Origin of the sequence: Aeromonas sp. S13(2024), assembly GCF_041402405.1 — a bacterium.
Lineage (GTDB): Bacteria > Pseudomonadota > Gammaproteobacteria > Enterobacterales > Aeromonadaceae > Aeromonas > Aeromonas veronii.
In genome coordinates this window covers 110,768-125,750 of record NZ_JBGLRA010000006.1, presented here as the reverse complement: position 1 = coordinate 125,750, position 14,983 = coordinate 110,768, and the positions used below count along the sequence as shown (strand labels likewise).

The following is a 14,983-nucleotide window of genomic DNA, read 5'->3' as shown; positions in this document are numbered from 1 at the left end:
GCTAATTCATTGATATGACTTGATTTATGTGACCTAGCATCCACTATTCAATACGGGCAAGCTGACGGCTGCAGGCCACCAGCATGTCGATGCCGTCCCAGAGCCATTCGAACACCAGCGCTTGTCCCGGACTTGCCACCCTATCGATACGGCAGCAGGGCGACAGCTGTAGAGCACACTCAAGCCGCATTTTATCTGGCCCAACCCAGACACAGGTCTGCATATCCCAAGGTTGTAACAGCAACTCATCCAGGGTATCGGCAACAAATTCGGCAACTGTACCTCCTCCGATGTGTGCAAGCCGCAAAGAGGCGGTGGGAGTCAATAAGGTGACGCCAGCAAAGGTCTCCTGCTGCACTAGGCCATCATGGGCGGCATTTCGTTGACTGTTGATGAAACGCTCCATCATCAGTGCGTGATCAGCTGCGAAGGGAGCGAAGATCCCTTCGAGCAGACGGCGTCGCAACGTACTATCGGGAGTCCCCAACCAGCAAATGGTGGTGGGCGAGGCGCAGGCTTGCTGATTGAAGCGAGTAAAGTCTTGTTGCAAAGCCGCAACCAATTGCCGCCACGCGGCAGCATCCAGGCTGGCGAGCCATTGGCTATCAAATACCGCCATGGAACGGCGATCCGGAAACACAATTTCCTGAGCGCGGGGTGAAAGCGGAATTGCACGTACCCGGCCGATGGTTTCATCACCGCCCCAAATGATGCGAAGGCGGCACCGGGCCGATAACCAGGCGGTGACGCGCTCATCATGGTCATAGCGGATGAAACGGGTACGGGAGGCAATCTCTTGCCACTCGGGCAGAGAGAATAGTTCGTTCAGGATGGTCAACATGGCCTCTTGTACCGGGTCGATACGCGATGAGAGACGAACCACGGACCCATTGCCCATCAGCAGCGCCATGATCCAGGAGTAGAACGCGACGGTCGGCACGTTGGAGGGAACCAGATGAAAAACCATCCCCAAGGGTGCACGCCCTGCCATACGTTTGCGCTGCACCTCAATCTGGCGCGGCCGCAACCAAAAACCAAAGGCGGCCAGATCCGGGTTCTCTCGCCCCTCCTGCTGCAGACGTGCAGAGAGCGCAGCCACAAAGTCACCTATGACGGGCGCAAAGCTTGGCTGCGGGCGAGTAACAAAACCTTGCCAGCCAATGACGGGAGCCACGAAAGCGACCTCGGGCCCAGCTTGCCACATGGCATCTTCTGCATCTGACCGGATCACTGGAAAGTGTCGCTGCATCCCCTCACCTCGGCGCCTTGCTGACGCCCTGATACATGAAAATAACGGCCGAGACGTCCGCAGGGGCAATCATCCTCACCCAGCAGCACACCGAGATCCTCGCTGAGCAAACTGTGGCCTGGATAACTTTGGGGAATTGCAGAGATCACCTGCAACAAGCCTGGCTTGCCGATCCCGAGCGGTCGATGGGTCAGCGGATCCCGCACCAGCAGATCGGCAAAGAGGGGAGCATGCAGATGGCCCTGCTCGCACTCAACAAATACCGACCCCACCTGCTCCACCATGCCATAGAAGTTGTACACCCGACTCAGCCCCAGCTGTTCATGGCAGCGCTGCTTGAAGGCAGGATTGTCCACCGCTAGGTGTTGCAGCTTCTTCCAGCCACCGCTGTGAAAAAGCGTGCCCTGCGTCAGCGGCAGTGGCAGACCTCGCTCACGCAGCGGTTCCAGCAGACATTGCCAGACCATGAAGGTGAAACCGAACAACAGGACCGGCTGGCCCGCATATTTGTCACAAAAGGCCTCGATGACAGGCCAGTTGGGCCGCATCTGCTCATCGAGGGCATAAGTATGGTCACGGCCAAGGAAGGAGAGCCCCAGCGCACCGGCTCCTCGGGCTGAAAAGCCGCTGCGGTTTTGAATAAGGGCAGGTTGCTCCACCAGCAGCATGGGCAACCGTTGTTTGCCGACAAACTCTTGCAGGATCTTCACCAGCACCTTGCTCTGCAGGGCGGCGGTCTCCCTGTCCAGCACAATTCGTGACGGCGTTCCGGTAGTGCCAGAGGAGGTCAGCACCTTGAACACCTCGTCTTGCGGCACGCTCTGCCATTGGTCCAATTTGAACAGGCGGGCGGCCAGATAGGGAAGCTCTTGATAGGTCGAAGCCTGACCCCAGCCAAACGCCGACAGAATATTGGCAAAAGCTGGACACCCCTGCCCGTGCCGCTGCGTCAATTCATTCAGGCGAGCAAGGAGCAGCCCACTTTTTTCCTGTTGGGGCAGCCCGAAAACCGGCGCATCAAACAGCCTGTTCATAGCTGCTCCAGCGCTGTTAATAGGGCCGGATAATCAATCTTCATATTGCTGCGTCGTGGCAAATGGTGTTGGTAGATACGCACGCTTGATGGTGGCACCATCAGCCAGCGGGCCAGCTCCAGCTGTAGTGCATCACTGGGGCACGCGTCTGCCTCGATGGCTACCAACAGGCGATCATCGCGGCCGGTAGCGGCGCTGGAATAGCCCCTCCCCTGCAACCAGGCTTCCACTTCAGCCAAGCTTACCCGTTTGCCAAACAGCTTCAGGAAACGGTTGAGTCGCCCGGTCAGATAGAAGCGGCCCGCCTCATCACAACGAGCCAGATCGCCGGTAAAGAGCGCATCCATATCACGTCCCCGAACCAGATCTTCAGGGCGCTCGGCATAGCCAAGCATCACATTTGGCCCTTGGTAGACTAACTCCCCTTCCCCGTCGGGAAAGCCGGGCTCATGACGCAGAGAGAGACTCCCGCCCGGTACGGCACGGCCGATGGCATCCGGGGCAATCATCACTTCATCGTGCGCCAGCCAGGCAATGCGCGGCGCCGCTTCGGTCTGGCCATACATCACGAAAAAACGGCGTCCCAGCGCAGCTGCCTGCTCGGCAAATTGCTTTGCCAGTGCCGGCTCAAGTCGTCCTCCGGCCTGGGTCAGGGTCATCAGGCTGGGATAGCGGGCCCACTCAAAACGCAAGCGGTTTAGCATCTGAAAGGTAAACGGGACCCCCGCCACGCTGGTGACCTGATGGCGATTGACCTCATCCCAGAAGTGGCGCTCAAGGGGACTGGCAGTACATAAAACCAGCGAGGCGCCAACCAAAAGATGGCTGTTAAGTACCGACATCCCGAAGGAGTAAAAAAGTGGCAACGAGGTGATGGCTCGCTCACCCCCGTTCAGCGCCAGATATTCGGCGATGGCCGCGGCATTGGCATCAAGATTGGTTCGCGACAATCGCACCCATTTGCAGGAGCCGGTACTGCCCGATGTCGGCAGCAGCATGGCCAGCTCAGGGTGAAGCGAGGGCGCATCGCCAAGATGCGCAACTGCCCCATCCTCCAATACCCGCAGACTGACACCAAAGCGCTGGCACTGCTCATGGTGCAACCGGGCATCCTGTGCAGGATCGGCCAGCATGATGGCGTGGCCATCACGCAGGGCCAGCAAGTAGTGAAGCAGATGCAGGGTGGACGTCACAAATGGCAGGTAGACCAAATGACGACCAACGGGATAGGTGGTGGCCAACTGCGCCACACGCCGAGCCAGCTCCCCATAACTGAGCCACCCCTCTTGCGGGTCTCGCCAGGCTGGCTCGTCATTACTTTCAACCAGATGTGTCAACAAATCAGGCTGGCTCAAATCACCATCCCCCCATCGACCCCAATCACCTGCCCGGTCACATAACTCGACAAGTCGGACGCGAGAAACAGGGCCACTTTGGCCACTTCATCTGGCGTGCCAATCCGCCCCATGGCGATGCCGGCCACCCGCTCGGCAAACTTCTCTTGCGGGATGGCGTGGGCCATATCGGTATCAATAAAACCGGGAGCAATCGCATTGACACGGATCTGGCTGGCAGCCAGCTCCTTGGCCAGTGACTGGGTAATGCCGATCACCGCCGCCTTGCTGCCGGCATAGCAGCTGAGCCCGGCAGCCCCCACCTGCCCCATCAGGGAAGCGAGATTGATGATGCTACCGCCACCACTGCGCTGCATCATGCGGGCGGCATACTGGCTGCAGTAGATCACGCTAAAGGTATTGTTGCTGAATGTCTTTTGCAGATGGGTCTGGTTCGCCATCCCCAATAACGCCTCTTCCAGCATGCCGGCATTGTTGACCAACACGTCCAGCTGACGAGTCTGAGCAAACAGCTGCTGAAAAGCCTGCTTGACCGCCGACGGATCAGCCACATCAAAACAGAGAGGCTGGCAAGGCACGCCAAACTCGGTACCAATCGCGGTCACCAGCTGGCTCATGGTCACCTCATCACGGCCTCCCAGCCACAGTTCAGCCCCCTGAGAGGCAAACTGGCGGGCGATGGCAAGACCGATGCCACGCCCGGCACCGGTGATCAACACCCGCTTGCCCTGCAACAGCCCCAGCATCAGAAAGCGACCCCGTACTTGGCCAGGATCTCCCTCGCCTTGCCGACCGAACTCATGTCGATAATGTCATCGGTGTCGAGCAGCACGCCGTAGTTATCCTCCAACTGGGCAATCAGCCCCATGTGGGCGACAGAATCCCACTGCGGGATGCTGTTGTAGGCCAGCCCATCGCTGACGCTGCCGATATCGAGACCCAGCGCCTCGGCAAAAACCTGTTCCAATGCGATTGTCATCTGAAAAATCTCCGTAGCCGCTCACGGGCGGCATAATAATTCGCCGGCAGCAGTTCCAATGCAAAAAATCCATTCTCTTGCCCAACTTGGCGGTAACCCAGTTGTTCATTCAAGCGCAGGGCAGAGCGATTGTTCTCCCGAACCAGGGTGCGGATACAACCGATGTGCAACTCATCAAAACCCTGATCAAGCTGAGATAAGGCAGCAGCGACAGCCAGCATGGGATGCCGCACGGTTGAGTTGCCCAGATAGAGCCCCGCATCGGCGATCGCCTGACCCAGCAGCTCGCCCTGAGACTCACCTTTAAGATTGACGTAGCCCGCTCGCACGTCTTTGCACCAGAGCACCCAGTGCTGCTGATCCCGCCGCTCACGTGTAGCGGTGAACCATTGGCGCTGTTGCTGCGGCGAAATATACGTCTGAGATACCATCTGCATTCGCACCTCATCCTGATTGCGCCAACGTCGCAAGGCAGGAAGATCCCACGGCTCTATCGGGCGTAACTCAACGCCATAGCTCATCTTAAACGCCATACAGTTCCCATGACTTCCATGACCTGTCTCTCTTATCGACCACACTGCTGCCATTCCGTAGCAAAAATCGATAATACAAGCAGAAAAACCAGTATAATATCAAAAATAATCAAAGAGTTGTCATCGATTATCCTGGCTTTGGCCAGTCATTAATCCAGCAGAGAGAACCCATCATGGCCATCGCCATTATCCCGGCCCGGGGTGGCAGCAAACGCATTCCACGCAAGAATATCCGCCCCTTTTGTGGCCAGCCCATGCTCGCCTATGCCATCCAGGCGGCGCAACAATCTGGCTGTTTCAGCAAGGTGGTGGTCTCTACCGATGATAAGGAGATTGCTGAAGTTGCTCGTCAACTGGGCGCGGAAGTACCATTTCTGCGGCCAGCCAACCTCGCCGATGATCACACAGGTACCACCCCTGTGGTGATCGACACCATCCAGCGGCTCGACCAGCTCGGCATCCAGGCAGAGCACTACTGCTGCATCTATGCCACCGTGCCGCTGATCCAGGCGGCAGACCTGCGCGCCGCCCACGATCGCCTGCTCGCCAGCAAGGCCCCCTTCGTCTACACGGTGGCTGAATTCGGCTTCCCTATCCAGCGCGCCGTGCGCATGGATGAGCAGGGCCGGGTCACCCCCTTCTGGCCGGAGCAGATGGCGACACGCTCTCAGGATCTGGAGCCTGCCTATCAGGATACAGGCCAGTTCTATTGGGGGACGCGGGCTGCCTGGTTGGGCGGGATCAGCCCCGTCGGCGGAGAGGGGATCGGCCATATTCTGCCAAGACACAGGGTGGTCGATATCGATACGCCGGAAGATTGGCATCTGGCCGAACTGCTCTATCAAGTGCTGGCCCAAGATGGCGTTTAAGGTTGCCTTCCGGCTCGATGCCGGAGCCGAAATCGGCCTCGGTCATCTGATGCGCTGTCTGGCCATTGCCGATCGGCTGAAAACGGCTGGTGCCGAGAGCCACTTTCTCTGCCATCAGCTACCGGCCCACCTGTTGCCACTGCTGCAATCACACCAGCATCATCCCCTTTGCGGTCTGGACGATGAAGGCCCCTTGCCCACCTTGCGTCCGGAGTGGCTGGTGTGTGATCACTACCAGATTGATCGACAGATCGAGCAGACACTGGCGATGCACTGTGGTCAGTTGCTGGTGATCGACGATCTGGCCGATCGCCCTCATCATGGTCAGTTGCTGCTGGATCAGGGGCCACTGCGCAGCGCAGCCGATTACAGGTCACTCGTCCCTGCCGACTGTCGGCTGCTGCTGGGCACCGACTATGCCCTGTTGCGCCCTGCCTATCGCCAGCTTGCACGCCAAAAGGTCAGCCGGTGGCAACGTGGCCTCATCTGCTTTGGCGGTGCCGATCCGGCTGGAGCCTGCCTCGTCACCCTCAACAGCCTGGCCAGGCTGCCTTGGGCCCGCACTATCCGCTGGACCCTGGTGGCAGGCGGGGTCAATCCCTTCTGGCACGAGCTGGAACAGAGAGTGGCCGAGCTGGCCGACCTCGACCTGGCGCTGCTGCGCCAGAACGACCAGATGGCCTACCTAATGAGCCAGCACGACTTCGCCATCGGCGCTGCGGGGGGCATGACCTGGGAGCGGGCCTGTCTCGGCCTGCCGACCCTGGCAGTCCCCATCGTCGACAACCAGCAGTTCAACGACCAGGTGATCGCCCGCTTCCAGTTGGCAGAACGACTGACGCTGAGCGAGCTGGCTGAGCCTGAGCAGCTGATGCAGGCCCTGCAACGCCTTGAATGGCAGGCCGATAACTATCGCAGGCGTGGTCAAGGGCTGGTGGATGGAGTGGGGCTGGATCGCCTCACCGCCTGGCTCCTGCCACAACCGGATTATCAACTGATACCAGACGGCCAGCAGTGGCAGTTACGCCATGATGACAAGCCACTGCTCACCTTGACCCTCAGCGGCCAACAATTGATATGGCAAGCCCGGCAATTCGTTGCCCCCGAGGCTTGGCAAGCGCTGGCACATAGTTTGCTTGACGTATTCTCCCAATTTCCCCTCTATCTTGCCGAGCCACCGCAGATAGCGCCCCCTGCCCCCTGGCAGCCGGCGCCGCAAGGCTGGCAACTTGGCACAGGAATCTGAACACAGATGCAGATCTATCATCGCCCCATCAACCAGGAACAGGCCCCCTATGTGATTGCCGAACTGTCGGCCAACCACAATGGCAATCTGGACCGCGCCCTGGCCATTATGACCGCCGCCAAAGCAGCGGGTGCCAGCGCCGTCAAACTGCAAACCTACCGCCCGGATACCATCACCCTCAAAAGTGATCGACCGGAATTTCAGATCCACGGCGGTTTGTGGGATGGCCACAGCCTCTACGATCTTTATGAGTGGGCGCACACCCCCTGGGAGTGGCACCAGGCGCTGTTTGCAAAGGGGCGCGAGCTGGGGCTGACGGTCTTTAGCAGTCCGTTCGACTTCAGCGCGGTGGACTTGCTTGAATCACTCGACTGCCCGGCCTACAAGATCGCCTCCTTCGAGCTGGTGGACTTGCCCCTCATCCGCTACGCCGCCCAGACCGGTAAGCCGCTTATCATGTCCACCGGCATGGCGAACGAGGCCGAGATCGCCGCCGCGGTCGAGATGGCACTCAAGCACGGCAACGGCCAGCTGGCGCTGCTGCACTGCGTCAGCGGCTATCCGGCGCCGGCGGCCGAGTACAACCTGCGTACCATCCCCATGTTGCGCCAGCGCTTCGGGGTCGAGGTGGGGCTCTCCGATCACACCCTGGGGTCGGCCACAGCCATCGCCGCTACCGCGCTCGGGGCCACCCTTATCGAGAAACACTTCACCCTGGCCCGCGCCGACGGCGGGCCGGATTGCGCCTTCTCCATGGAGCCGGCGGAACTTACCGAACTGGTAACCTCGGTCAATACCGCCCATGCCGCCCTCGGAGTGGCCGATTACACGCTCACAGCCAGTGAACAGGGTAACCGCGCTTTTCGCCGCTCCCTCTATCTGGTCAAGGAGATGGCAGCTGGCGAGGTGCTCACCGCAGAGCATATCAAGTCGGTGCGCCCCGCCCTCGGCCTGCCCCCGGCCGATTACGATCGGCTTATCGGCAAGCGGGTCAACCGCAGCCTCAGCGCCAACCAACCGCTGAGCGGGGAGTGGATAGATAACGATGAGTGATGATCTCTTCAACCAGCACGGCAGACTCATCAGCCAGCGCTGGCCCGCCCTCTGGCCCCGCCTGTTGGCACAGGATGTAGAAAGCCTGCCTGCCGAGCTGACCGAGGGGCTCGGCTCCACCCTCAGCCTCCACGGCATCCAGCTCACCAGCCGGCACGATCGGGTGAAGGAGGCCGAGCTGCAGGCCGCCAGCCTGCCCGAGCAACCGGTGCTGCACCTCTACGGCACAGGGCTCGGCGATCTGCCGCGCGCCCTGCTGGGGCGCAGTAGCCTCAAGCGGCTGGAAGTGAAGATCATGAATGGCGCCCTGTTTGCCCTAGTGCTGCGGCTGCTGGATCAGCAAGACTGGCTGACGGACCCCAGGGTCGAGCTGATGATGGCCGGCGACGAGGGAGAGGTGCGCCTGCCCTTCTTCGCCCTGCCGCCCGAGCTGCTGCTGGTGGAAGATGCCGCCGCCCGCATACGCGACCGGCTGGTGAGTGAAATAGACTTGCCGTTCGCCCGGGCCAGGTTCGACGCCGAACACCCCGACGTCACCCGGCGGCTGGCGGAAAACCGCGATCTGCTGGCCGGCGACGGCGATGTGGCATCCCTGTTCGGTCTAGCTCAGGGCAAGCAGGCGCTGATCGTGGCAAGTGGCCCGACCCTGCAGCACAACCTGGCCACCCTGCAGGCCCAGTTGCAGCGCCGTCGCCAGGACTACCTACTGCTCAGCGTCGATACCGCACTGGCGTTTTTGCTCAGCCACGGCATCCGGCCCGACATCGTCGTCACCATAGATGACGCCATCCACGGCAACCGGCTGCCCGCCGCCCAGTCGGCCCAGACTACCCTGGTCTATTACCCCACGGTTCCCACGGCAGCCCTGCTGGCCTGGCAGGGGCCGCGCAAGACCGCCTACTCACGCAGCCCCATGTATCAGCAGCTGCGGCAGACGCACCCCAAGGGCGTGCTGCACTCAGGCGGCAGCGTCATTCATCCCGCGGTGGATCTCGCCGTACAGATGGGTTGCCACCAGGTCATCCTGCTGGGCACCGACTTCGCCTTTCCCGGCGAACTCACCCACTCGGGCTGGGCTGACGGTGCCCTCGGCCCCAGCGCCGCGCAGGCACTCAGCTGGGCCCTCAACGGTCATGGCCGGCGGGTCAAGACCAATCCGAACTTTTCTGCCTACCGCACCGAACTCGAGCGCTACATAGCGCGCCACCCCGAGGTGCAATTCTGGAACTGCAGCCGGGAAGGGGCGGAGATCGCCGGCTGCCGCTATCACCCGGAGTACGTGCAATGAAAAACGGTCAGCTCACCCGTCTCACCGCCCTGGCGAACCAATTTCGGCTGGGGCAGTCGGTCGCTGCGAGTCAGGCATTGCCGGAACTGCTGCAAGAGGTGCTCACCGAACAGGGCAACCTGCCACCCGGACTGGTAGCCGCTCTGCTGCAGTGCCAGGAGCGCCAGGACTGGCTGGGGCTGGCCGACTACCTCGAATATGAAGTGGTGCACTGCCTGTCGACCCCGGCCGGCGACACCAACACAGGAGACTATTGATGATCAAGGCCATTTCCAACGCCTCCGAGCAGGAGCTGTCACGTCGCCAGACCTTCAGCGAGTTGCTGCACGCCAGCCCGCTTCCCGCGGCCGAGCTGCAGAACAACCTGGGCCTCTACCTCAAGCGTCAGTCGCTCTCCCGCATCCTGTTCATGCACGAGCTGTATCAGAAGATCATGCCGGTCCACGGCGTCATCATGGATTTCGGTACCCGCTGGGGTCAGAACTTGGCGCTTTTCTCCTCGTTTCGCGGCATGTATGAGCCCTACAACTACAACCGCAAGTTGGTGGGATTCGATACCTTCAGTGGCTTCCCTTCCCACGCTCCGCAGGATGGTAGCGACGCCGCCATCCAGCCCGGTGCCTACGGGGTGACGCCGGGCTATGAGCAGCATCTGGCCCAACTGCTCGCCGCCCATGAGGTGGAAAGCCCGCTGGATCATATCGTCAAGCATGAGCTGGTGAAGGGGGATGTGACCGAGACGCTGCCGGCCTATCTGGCTCGTCAGCCGGAGACCATGGTTGCGCTGGCCTATTTTGACTTTGATCTCTACGAGCCGACCCGCCGCTGCCTCGAGCTCATCAAGCCACACCTGACCAAAGGATCAGTGCTGGCATTCGATGAGCTCAACTGGCCCGCCTTTCCGGGGGAGACCCTGGCCCTAAAGGAGGTGCTGGGGCTGGATCGCTACGCCATCCGTCGCACCCCGCACAACCCGGGACCAGCCTATCTGGTGATCGAGTAGTCTGGTTGCGGGCTGAGGCGACGCAGCAGCCCGGCATCCAGCAACATCCGCGCCAGCGGCTCCACCCGCCAGAACGGCGCCCCTATGGTCTCGGCAATCTCGAACAGGGTCAGCTTGCCGTCGCTGTAGGCCAGCAGATTCATCATCTCTCTCACCTGCCAGCCCGAATAGCGGGTCGACAAGTCCGGATAGAGCCCCCGTTTGCCGAGCTGGGGCTCGCCCAGCACGGTGACCTCGCAGCGCTCGTCCAGCTCCAGGCACTCGATGGCGCGGCGCAGCGCCATGAAGCCGCCAGCCAGACCGGCCGGCGTCACCAGTGAGAGGTCATCGAGCGAGGTGTGGTACTCGGCATAACAGCCGTATCGGCTGCGCATCACCGAGGTGACCGGCAGATCGATGCCGGGCGCGCACAGCTGCCGCTCGTTAGAGCCCCGCTCCAGGAAGCTGTAAGCCTTGTAGCCCGGCGCCAGATGACCCAGCACATGGCGACCAATGCGATCCGCCAGCGTGTTGTCTTGGCGTGAGGGCAGGAAGGAGTAACTGCGATCATCGCCAAGACAGGTCAGGTTGAAGCCGGCCAGGGTGCGCTGCTTGAGCAGGTCCAGATGGCGGGAGAGATAGACGATGGCCCCCAGGGTTTCCGGCACCAGCATCAGCCGGTAGCTGTAACGGCGTGTGGGCAGTGACGCCAGCCAGGCCATCAGGAAGACGCCGACACAGGGGCCGGAGAGCTCGTTGTTGGCCATGGAGGGGTGACAGGTGTAGCTCGACAGCAAGATCTCCTGCTCGCTCTCCCCCGGCAGCACCCAGTCACCGTAGGTGAGCGACCCCGGGGCCAGGGTGGCATCGATTACTACCTGATACTCTCCCTCCGGCAGCGCCTCTCGCAGCCGATGGGGCAGACAGAAGCCCCAGCGGCGCTTGTAGTAGGAGGTCACATAGGGAATGGCGTCCGGCTGCTCGGGTAGAGAGTGAAGATGGGGCTGCAGCTCGGCCAGCGAGAGGGTGCAGCGCACCGGCTCCGAGTAACCGACCAGATGCAGGTTGTGATCCTGGAAGTCCACCACCCTGCGTCCATCCGGCCCCACTATGTAAGCCTCCCGCACGTTCCACTCGTCAGGCACGGTCCAGTCGAAACACTCGGTGCCGCTGGCCACTTCATGGATCTGCAGCTCGGGCAGGCAGTGCTCGCGCCACAGGGCCAACGACTGTCGAACCCCGTCCCCGGTCAGGCTGCGGTTGAGCGGAAACAGCAGGGTAAGCAGCCGATGCAGCTGTTCACCGATCTGTGCCTGGTCATCCCAGTCGGTGGGCAGATAACCGCTCTTGGGTGAAAAACTCATGGGGTAGGTGCCTCGATCAATTCGACAATGTGGCCAAGGGGGCTCAGGAAAAACTGGACATGGGCGCCGCCAAAGGCGATGGCTGGCTGGTAGGGCCCGAGGGGAAGATGACGCTGGGCCCGCAGTTTTTCGGCAGCCATTGCCAGGTCTGCCACCTCATAAGCCAGATGATTGAGCAGGTTATGACGGGTACGTAGCGCCTGACTGACGGGGCTATCATCACTGGCCGGTGCTATCAGTTCATAGCAAATCCCCGCATCATCATAAGCAAAACAGATATGCACCCGCTGCAACGGATCGAGCACCGGCTCGCTAAAGCGGGAAAGCCCGAGGGTCTCGCAGCAATAACGTACGCCAAGATCCAGTTCGGCCACCACCAGTCCAATATGGTGCAGTTTCATCTCCCCTCCCTGATAAGCGCATGGGGATGGACAGCGATCAGCTCTTTTGCCACCGCGGCAAAGTCGGCGCAGCGAACTGCCCAGACAGGTAACCGGCCAAATAACCCCTGGTGCCATTTGTCCTGATTTTTAAGGGCTTCAACCAGACGGGAAAGATCTATCTCGCTGGCCAGATCGAGTCTTCGCACAAAGTAGTCACAATACCAGGGGCGCACCATTCCCTGCTCGCGGACATCCCCCTCAAAACGTTTCATAAAGCGATAATCGACACCTAGTTGCTGCTCGACATAGTGGGTGAAGGTAATGCGATCGGGATGACAGGCAAAACCGGCAATCCAGCCATCGTGAGCCGCCAACCAGGCGAAGGGGCTCTCTTCACCAAAGCAGTCATGACCCCCTGCTGCAACCACCTGGTCACGCCCCGCTCCCCATACCGCAACGCTGAAGATAGGATCGCGGGTCCGCGCAACCCCTGGCAGAGTGCGAAACTGCTCCGTCATCAACCCGACTTCACTGGGGGATGTCGCCCTGTCAAAACAGCTCTGGCGAGTCAGGCTATACGTGAATGTTGGCACCAGCAGAGTGCCCTCGTTTCCAAGCCACTCCTGCATCCCCAACCAAAAAGCATGCATGCCGGCTTCATTGCCCCGTCCAGGAAACTGGGCCACAGCCATGGCGTCAGTGTGAACCATGATAGCGCTCCCTCGTGCGATCCCAAGGGAGCCAAGAACATGAGAGAGAGCTTCAATCACAGCACAAGACCACGCCGCAACAGCGCATCACGAATGTCCTGAAGTTGCTTCATCGTCGCCAGCTCTTCAGGCTCGAAGCGTACCGAGAACGTCTGCTCAACCAGCAGCAGAAAATTGAAATGACCGAGCGAATCCCATTCCGGAAAGGCCCCAAGTCCCAACTGATAGTCGCCTCGCGTGACGGTTGCAGAAGGAAACTGCTGTTCCAACAAAGTGAAGAGATCAGTCATGGTGATAAAACTCCAAAAAAGGCAAATTCAGCTGTTCGAGCGCCAGACTATGGTAATGCTCATGGGAAAAACGGGCGGGATCCGGATTATCACAGGGGGTCAACGGCAGGGATGCCAACCATGTCAGCGCAGGTTCATTACGTGCACAACGATTCGAGCCAATAACCAGACGCTCGATCCCCGCCTCGCGCAATGCAGCCGAGACTCTATCCAGTAACCAATATTCGAGTCCTCTGGACAACACTCTGCAACTCAGAGCCAGCGTATCGAGCAATGCCAGTTTGGGCGTGAGGTTTATGATCAGCACCAAGCCAACCAAGCCATGATCGGCAAAGCGATCCTGCAACGACACTAGCCAGCACCAGCCAGACTGCGCCAGCCGTTTGAGCTCGCTCGCCTCATATCGCTGACAGGAGAGATTAAACTGGTTGGTTTTATGGATGATCTGCTCGGCACGAGCAAGGTTATCCACCGCCAACGGCTGTATCGCCGCAAGCAACGACAAGGAGGCGAGAAAATGTTGTTCACTGCCAACCTCGCTACGTAACCGGGCGGCGTCTGCCAATGCCAGATAGGAGGCCTGACGAAGAGCGTCATCACCACTGAAGATGCGCGAGAACCCCCCATAAGTGAGCAAGGTTGTAGGCCATGCCCAAATATCTGCTGGTGGTTCAATGACATCGACTTGTGGCAGGGCATGGCGAACTTCGGCCCTTTCCAGGGGGGAATCATCCCAGAAGACCAAAGCCTCAAGCCCCAGATTGAGGCTGGCAGCAATGTGTCGCAAACCTTGAGATTTAGAGCTCCAACTAATGGCAGACGCTGCAATATTTCGCCTTTTGAGTCTCATGGCTCCATGCTGCTCAAACACCAGCCAAACATCTGCAGGCTCGTTTTTAGAGCACAATGCCAATAACACGCCGCGCTGATACCAGTAGAGCACCGCATCCTGAAACGACTGATAGAGTTTGCCGAGACCGTCCTGACCAAGGTAAAGGCCAGTCAACCCCTCTTCACCCACTACCCCCCCCCACAGGGTATTGTCACAATCGAGCACCAGCACCTTGCGTATTGGCGCCTGATCAAGCATCCAACGCGCGGCAATCCAGTCGGCAAGGCTGGTCAAGCCGTGCATCGAGAGAGGGCAAGAAAGAAGGTAACGATTACGCTCGTCCACACAATGTGCTCGCCCCTGCTCAAAGAGCCAGCGACCCAGCCCCAAATCCCTAATATGGTGACGTGCAAGTGCTCGGGTAAAACAGATATCCAGCTGCATCATCCAGGGATGAAGAGCTCCACTCACACCACCCCCTTGCAGTGAACAGGCACCGAGATAAAGATAAGGGAGCCCCTGCAGTGGCGAGAGCAATGCTTCCAACCAGGTGTCGATGGCCTCGGACAAGGCAGGTTCATCCAAGGTGTGCCAATAGTGGCATTCGCTGTCGGTCAGCAGTTGCTCCCAAAACCAGAACACCAGATGTCCGTCACAATCGGCCATCGGCTGCCATTGACCTTGAGGACAAAATTGCAACTGTGCATGTCGGGCCAAAGGAGCCCATGCAACATTACCGGGCATGAGAAATGCGGTGGATGCCAGGGAAAGGGTGGCCATATATGCACCTGAAAGGATTAAATACTTCTATATCAT

17 protein-coding genes are annotated in these 14,983 nt (G+C 59.9%); 6 read left to right on the top strand and 11 right to left on the bottom strand.

Annotation, left to right across the window (positions count from 1 at the left end; genetic code table 11):
- Positions 1 to 43: 43 nt before the first annotated feature.
- The 6 genes from ACB042_RS10955 to ACB042_RS10930 are packed head-to-tail and all read right to left on the bottom strand — an operon-like array spanning position 44 to position 5,150.
- Entirely contained in the window at positions 44 to 1,249 is a 1,206-nt protein-coding gene (locus tag ACB042_RS10955) for an acyl-CoA reductase (protein WP_323930658.1), read from the bottom strand.
- Positions 1,228 to 2,283, bottom strand: a complete 1,056-nt coding sequence (locus ACB042_RS10950) for an acyl-protein synthetase (RefSeq protein ID WP_371178408.1) — start codon at positions 2,281 to 2,283, stop codon at positions 1,228 to 1,230. Before ACB042_RS10950 ends, ACB042_RS10955 begins: the two co-directional genes overlap by 22 nt.
- Positions 2,280 to 3,638: an AMP-binding protein gene (locus ACB042_RS10945; protein ID WP_371178406.1), complete on the bottom strand. Its 1,359-nt coding sequence runs from the start codon at positions 3,636 to 3,638 to the stop codon at positions 2,280 to 2,282. The genes ACB042_RS10950 and ACB042_RS10945 overlap by 4 nt, the downstream gene beginning before the upstream one ends.
- Entirely contained in the window at positions 3,635 to 4,384 is a 750-nt protein-coding gene (locus ACB042_RS10940) for an SDR family NAD(P)-dependent oxidoreductase (protein WP_371178405.1), read from the bottom strand. Before ACB042_RS10940 ends, ACB042_RS10945 begins: the two co-directional genes overlap by 4 nt.
- The gene (locus tag ACB042_RS10935) at positions 4,384 to 4,617 is read right to left on the bottom strand and encodes an acyl carrier protein (RefSeq protein WP_021230851.1); all 234 of its coding nucleotides are present in this window, start codon (positions 4,615 to 4,617) and stop codon (positions 4,384 to 4,386) included. Before ACB042_RS10935 ends, ACB042_RS10940 begins: the two co-directional genes overlap by 1 nt.
- Positions 4,614 to 5,150, bottom strand: a complete 537-nt coding sequence (locus tag ACB042_RS10930) for a GNAT family N-acetyltransferase (protein ID WP_371178404.1) — start codon at positions 5,148 to 5,150, stop codon at positions 4,614 to 4,616. Before ACB042_RS10930 ends, ACB042_RS10935 begins: the two co-directional genes overlap by 4 nt.
- Positions 5,151 to 5,323: 173 nt before the next feature.
- On the opposite strand from ACB042_RS10930, the gene pseF reads away from it, so the two are divergent.
- The 6 genes from pseF to ACB042_RS10900 are packed head-to-tail and all read left to right on the top strand — an operon-like array spanning position 5,324 to position 10,609.
- Positions 5,324 to 6,019 (top strand): pseudaminic acid cytidylyltransferase, encoded by a 696-nt coding sequence (pseF, locus tag ACB042_RS10925; RefSeq protein ID WP_371178403.1) that lies wholly within the window; start codon positions 5,324 to 5,326, stop codon positions 6,017 to 6,019.
- On the top strand, positions 6,009 to 7,265 hold the full coding sequence (gene pseG, locus ACB042_RS10920) for a UDP-2,4-diacetamido-2,4,6-trideoxy-beta-L-altropyranose hydrolase (protein ID WP_371178402.1): 1,257 nt from the start codon (positions 6,009 to 6,011) through the stop codon (positions 7,263 to 7,265). Before pseF ends, pseG begins: the two co-directional genes overlap by 11 nt.
- 6 nt (positions 7,266 to 7,271) lie before the next feature.
- On the top strand, positions 7,272 to 8,318 hold the full coding sequence (gene pseI / locus ACB042_RS10915) for a pseudaminic acid synthase (protein ID WP_144715539.1): 1,047 nt from the start codon (positions 7,272 to 7,274) through the stop codon (positions 8,316 to 8,318).
- The gene (locus tag ACB042_RS10910) at positions 8,311 to 9,606 is read left to right on the top strand and encodes a 6-hydroxymethylpterin diphosphokinase MptE-like protein (protein WP_323930661.1); all 1,296 of its coding nucleotides are present in this window, start codon (positions 8,311 to 8,313) and stop codon (positions 9,604 to 9,606) included. Before pseI ends, ACB042_RS10910 begins: the two co-directional genes overlap by 8 nt.
- Entirely contained in the window at positions 9,603 to 9,863 is a 261-nt protein-coding gene (locus ACB042_RS10905) for a hypothetical protein (protein WP_371178401.1), read from the top strand. Before ACB042_RS10910 ends, ACB042_RS10905 begins: the two co-directional genes overlap by 4 nt.
- On the top strand, positions 9,863 to 10,609 hold the full coding sequence (locus ACB042_RS10900; RefSeq protein WP_144715533.1) for a class I SAM-dependent methyltransferase: 747 nt from the start codon (positions 9,863 to 9,865) through the stop codon (positions 10,607 to 10,609). Before ACB042_RS10905 ends, ACB042_RS10900 begins: the two co-directional genes overlap by 1 nt.
- Here the strand turns inward: ACB042_RS10900 and ACB042_RS10895 are convergent.
- Genes ACB042_RS10895 through ACB042_RS10875 form a run of 5 tightly spaced genes read right to left on the bottom strand, consistent with a single transcriptional unit; the run spans position 10,591 to position 14,947 of the window.
- Positions 10,591 to 11,952 carry a DUF4910 domain-containing protein gene (locus ACB042_RS10895; RefSeq protein ID WP_371178400.1) on the bottom strand — a complete coding sequence of 454 codons (1,362 nt, stop codon included), beginning with the start codon at positions 11,950 to 11,952 and terminating at the stop codon, positions 10,591 to 10,593. The genes ACB042_RS10900 and ACB042_RS10895 overlap by 19 nt on opposite strands.
- Complete coding sequence (locus ACB042_RS10890; RefSeq protein ID WP_371178399.1) at positions 11,949 to 12,353, bottom strand: VOC family protein; 405 nt, start codon at positions 12,351 to 12,353, stop codon at positions 11,949 to 11,951. The genes ACB042_RS10895 and ACB042_RS10890 overlap by 4 nt, the downstream gene beginning before the upstream one ends.
- The gene (locus ACB042_RS10885) at positions 12,350 to 13,105 is read right to left on the bottom strand and encodes an AAC(3) family N-acetyltransferase (protein WP_371178398.1); all 756 of its coding nucleotides are present in this window, start codon (positions 13,103 to 13,105) and stop codon (positions 12,350 to 12,352) included. Before ACB042_RS10885 ends, ACB042_RS10890 begins: the two co-directional genes overlap by 4 nt.
- Complete coding sequence (locus ACB042_RS10880) at positions 13,102 to 13,335, bottom strand: acyl carrier protein (RefSeq protein ID WP_005346684.1); 234 nt, start codon at positions 13,333 to 13,335, stop codon at positions 13,102 to 13,104. The genes ACB042_RS10885 and ACB042_RS10880 overlap by 4 nt, the downstream gene beginning before the upstream one ends.
- Positions 13,328 to 14,947, bottom strand: coding sequence for an HAD-IIIC family phosphatase (locus ACB042_RS10875; protein ID WP_371178397.1), 1,620 nt, complete (start codon positions 14,945 to 14,947; stop codon positions 13,328 to 13,330). The genes ACB042_RS10880 and ACB042_RS10875 overlap by 8 nt, the downstream gene beginning before the upstream one ends.
- Positions 14,948 to 14,983 lie beyond the last annotated feature (36 nt).